The organism is uncultured Microbacterium sp. (assembly GCF_963521695.1).
In the GTDB taxonomy this organism is placed as follows: domain Bacteria; phylum Actinomycetota; class Actinomycetes; order Actinomycetales; family Microbacteriaceae; genus Microbacterium.
The window spans coordinates 1-4102 of the sequence record NZ_CAUQWC010000266.1; the positions used below are offsets into that span (position 1 = coordinate 1).

Annotated in this window: 6 protein-coding genes; 1 reads left to right on the top strand and 5 read right to left on the bottom strand. The window is 67.8% G+C overall.

Features of this window, described 5'->3' with window-relative positions:
* Nucleotides 1-230: 230 nt before the first annotated feature.
* From RWP81_RS14855 to infC, 5 genes are all read right to left on the bottom strand, one after another.
* Nucleotides 231-992, bottom strand: a complete 762-nt coding sequence (locus RWP81_RS14855) for an amino acid ABC transporter ATP-binding protein (RefSeq protein WP_399540616.1) — start codon at nucleotides 990-992, stop codon at nucleotides 231-233.
* A 75-nt stretch (nucleotides 993-1067) separates the two neighbouring features.
* Nucleotides 1068-1865, bottom strand: coding sequence for an RNA methyltransferase (locus tag RWP81_RS14860; protein WP_314457382.1), 798 nt, complete (start codon nucleotides 1863-1865; stop codon nucleotides 1068-1070).
* A gap of 166 nt (nucleotides 1866-2031) precedes the next feature.
* Entirely contained in the window at nucleotides 2032-2415 is a 384-nt protein-coding gene (gene rplT / locus RWP81_RS14865; protein WP_055957776.1) for a 50S ribosomal protein L20, read from the bottom strand.
* A 29-nt stretch (nucleotides 2416-2444) separates the two neighbouring features.
* On the bottom strand, nucleotides 2445-2639 hold the full coding sequence (gene rpmI / locus RWP81_RS14870; protein WP_013583375.1) for a 50S ribosomal protein L35: 195 nt from the start codon (nucleotides 2637-2639) through the stop codon (nucleotides 2445-2447).
* A 48-nt stretch (nucleotides 2640-2687) separates the two neighbouring features.
* Complete coding sequence (infC, locus tag RWP81_RS14875) at nucleotides 2688-3386, bottom strand: translation initiation factor IF-3 (protein WP_314457389.1); 699 nt, start codon at nucleotides 3384-3386, stop codon at nucleotides 2688-2690.
* A gap of 174 nt (nucleotides 3387-3560) precedes the next feature.
* Between infC and RWP81_RS14880 the strand changes: the two genes are divergently transcribed.
* Entirely contained in the window at nucleotides 3561-3986 is a 426-nt protein-coding gene (locus RWP81_RS14880) for a DUF1844 domain-containing protein (protein WP_399540617.1), read from the top strand.
* Nucleotides 3987-4102 lie beyond the last annotated feature (116 nt).

Below are 4102 nucleotides of genomic sequence, written 5' to 3' on the forward strand. Positions count from 1 at the left end.
CCGGGAGCCGCGCCGGGGGTGCCGCTGTTGCAGGCCGTCAAAGCCAGCAGGCCGGCGGCGATGATGCTCGCGCCGGCGAGAAAACGTGTCTTACGCATGTGATGTCTCCTTGGTTACGTGTGCTGTGCGGATATATGGGTCTCGGGCGACGGCGCGGCACCCCCGGGGGGTGGGGACGCTCGCGCCTCGGCGAAGAACCTCCTCGTTCGTCGCCGTCATGATGGATGCCGTCAGTGGGTGATGAGCTTCGACAGGAAGTCTTTCGCCCGGTCGGACTGCGGATTGGTGAAGAACTGCTCGGGCACCGCCTGCTCGACGATCTGCCCGTCGGCCATGAACACGACGCGGTTCGCCGCCTTACGGGCGAAGCCCATCTCGTGCGTGACGACGATCATGGTCATTCCGTCTTTGGCGAGGCCGACCATGACGTCGAGCACCTCGTTGATCATCTCGGGGTCGAGCGCCGAGGTGGGCTCGTCGAAGAGCATGACCTTGGGCTTCATCGCCAGCGCGCGGGCGATCGCGACGCGCTGCTGCTGACCACCCGAGAGCTGCGCGGGGAGCTTGTCGGCCTGGTGTCCGACGCCCACGCGGTCGAGGAGCGCACGCGCCTCTTTCTCGGCATCCGCCTTCTTCAGCTTGCGGACCTTGATCGGGCCGAGCGTGACGTTCTCGAGGATCGTCAGGTGGGCGAAGAGATTGAACGACTGGAACACCATGCCGACGTCGGCGCGCAGCTCGGCCAGACCCTTCCCCTCTTTGGGAAGCTCCTTGCCATCGATGGTGATGGTGCCGCTCGTGATCGTCTCGAGACGGTTGATCGTGCGGCAGAGCGTCGACTTACCCGACCCCGAGGGGCCGATGACCACGACGACCTCGCCGCGGTCGACCGTGAGGTCGATGTCTTTGAGCGCCTGGAACTGCCCGTAGTGCTTCTGGACGTCGGAGACGACGACCAAGGGCTCGGAGGTCGTCGGGGGAACGGATGCCATGCCCCCACACTATGAGGGCGACGCGCCGCCGACCACCTTCCGGCGCGCGCCTTAACCGTTCTGTAACAGCCGCCGTCAGCGCGCCCGCTGGGCGAATGCCGTCTCGTAGAGGCACACACTCGCCGCCGTGGCGAGGTTGAGCGACTCGGCCCGGCCGTAGATCGGCAGCCTCAACGCCAGGTCGGCACGAGCGAGGGCTTCGTCGTCGAGGCCCCGTGCCTCGTTGCCGAACAACCACGCGGTCGGCTCGGCGAGGACCTCGCGCGACGCCAGGAAGTCGTCGCCCCCCACGTCGGCGGCGACGACGCGAAGACCCGCCTCGTGCACGCGCTCCACCACGTCGGCGAGCTCGAGATCGACGGCTACGGGGAGGTGGAACAGCGATCCCGTCGTCGAACGGACGACCTTCGGGTTGTAGGGGTCGACGGTGCGTCCGGTGAGGATGACGGCATCCGCCCCCGCCGCGTCGGCGGCGCGGATGATGGTGCCGAGGTTGCCCGGGTCGCGGACCTCTTCGCAGATCGCGATGAGCCGCGGGCCGGCCGCCAGCACGTCCTTCAGCGCCGTCGGCGCCTGCCGCGCCACCGCGACGATGCCCTGCGGCGTCACGGTGTCGGCCATGGCATCCAGGACCGCTTCGGTCGTGTACTGCAGGTCGACGCCGGCCTGCTCGGCGGCCTCGCGCACATCGACGTGCTTCTCGAGGGCCGTGGGGGTGGCGTACACCTCGAGGACCGTCTCGGGGGCCCACGCGAGGGCCTCCCGCGCGGCCTGGGGACCCTCGAGCAGGAAGAGTCCGGTCTCCTGACGGGCGGCGCGCTTGCTCAGCTTGGCCACGGCGCGCACCCGCGGCGAACGAGGGTTCTCCAGCACGCCCTCAGTGTAGGGCTCCCCCGATAGGCACTCCGGATGCCGCGCGGACGCCGACGGGATGCCGAGCCCTCGGCAGCACGATGGCGATGCGGACGCGCCCGGGTGCGGAAACGACGGAACGGGCGCCCTCGCGAAGAGGACGCCCGTTCCGGGAAGAAGACGCGGGTTACGCGGACTTCGGCGCATTGACGTCGCTGGGCAGAGCCGCCTTGGCGGTCTGCACGAGCGAGGCGAACACGGTGGGCTCGTTCACCGCGAGCTCAGCGAGCATACGGCGGTCGACCTGCACACCCGCGAGCCCGAGGCCCTGGATGAAGCGGTTGTAGGTGAGCCCGTTCTGGCGGGATGCGGCGTTGATGCGCTGGATCCACAGACGACGGAAGTCGCCCTTGCGCTTGCGACGGTCACGGTACGCGTAGACCAGGGAGTGGGTGACCTGCTCCTTGGCCTTGCGGTACAGGCGCGAACGCTGACCGCGGTAACCGGACGCGCGCTCGAGGATGACGCGACGCTTCTTGTGGGCGTTTACTGCCCGCTTGACTCTAGCCATTTCTGTTTCTTCCTAACGTGCGTCGGCGCTCAGAGACCGAGGAGCTTCTTGGCGACCTTCGAGTCGCCCTTGGCCAGGACCTGCTCCTGGTTCAGGCGGCGGGTGCGCTTCGAGGCCTTGCCTTCGAGGTTGTGGCGCATGCCGGCCTGCTGCTTCATGAGCTTGCCGCTACCGGTGAGCTTGAAGCGCTTCTTGGCGCCCGAGTGGGTCTTCTGCTTCGGCATCTGTCTTCCTTCGTTGGTCTTCCCGGCGGAGCGGGAGTCTGGGGAGCTTTACTCGGCGGGGGCCGAGGTGGGCGTTTCTTCCGAGTCCGAGTCGCCGCGGGCAGCGCTGCGCGCCGCCTCACGGTTCGCCGCGCGCTGCGCGTTCTGCTCGGTCTTGACCTCGGACTTGTTCTTGTGGGGCGCGACCACCATCACCATGTTGCGGCCGTCGATCGTGGGGTTCGACTCGACGGTGCCGAACTCGGCGACGTCTTCGGCGAACTTGCGGAGCAGACGCACACCCTGCTCGGGACGCGACTGCTCGCGACCGCGGAACAGGATCATGGCCTTCACCTTGTCGCCCGCCTGGAGGAAGCCCTCGGCGCGCTTGAGCTTGGTGATGTAGTCGTGGGCCTCGATCTTCAGACGGAACCGGACCTCTTTGAGGACGGTGTTCGCCTGGTTACGACGCGTCTCCTTGGCCTTCTGTGCGGCCTCGTACTTGAACTTGCCGTAATCCATGATCTTGACCACGGGCGGCTTCGAGCTCGGCGCAACCTCGACCAGGTCGAGGTCCGCTTCCTGGGCCAGGCGCAGCGCAGCTTCGATGCGGACGATGCCGACCTGCTCGCCGTTGGGTCCGACGAGACGGACCTCCGGGACTCGGATGCGCTCGTTGGTGCGGGGATCGCTGATGCGGAACTCCTCTTGTATGCGGATGACGGCCGCCGCGATCCGATCGAATCGCGGGCGAAGAGGAGAAAACACGCCACCCGGCACAGTGCTGTCAGCACCGGCTTCTGCACCCAGGCGACCCCGTGCGAAACGGAGCGGAGTGCGGGAACCCGGTAGCCTGGAGCGGCAAGCGCGGGTGGGATGTGATCCTCTTTCGTACGGAGCGAAAAGCTCCGAAGCCCGCCACAGTCTAGCAGAGAGATTCACGTGGACACGATCCCCTCCGACCAGCCCGCCGAAGACCCCTCCGCGCACCGCCACGGAGCCGAAGACGAACGTCTCGCGCGATGGGAAGAGCAGGAACGCGCGGCATCCTCCGCCACCCGTGACATCGCGGACGTCCCCGCGGTCGAGGTCATCACGACGGCTGCCGTGCACCTCATGAGCGCCGCCGCCGTCAAGACGGGCCTCGCCGACGATCCCGCCCACCAGCTCGACCTCGACGAGGCGCGCAAGCTCATCAACGCCCTCGCCGGTCTCATCACCGCCGGCGCCCCCGAGATCAGTGACATGCACGCGCGATCGCTGCGCGACGGGCTGCGCTCGCTCCAGCTGGCGTTCCGCGAGGCGTCGACGATCCAGGACCCGATCGGTAAGGGGCCGGGAGAGAAGTGGACGGGTCCCGTCACGTAGGTCGTTCGTTCTGGGGTACCGGGCGCAGGGGGTGCCCCCTCCCAAGTCGAGAGCAGGGCCCCTACCCCGATCGACTTGGGAAGGGGCACCCCCTGCGCCCTGTGCCGTAGGCCGAC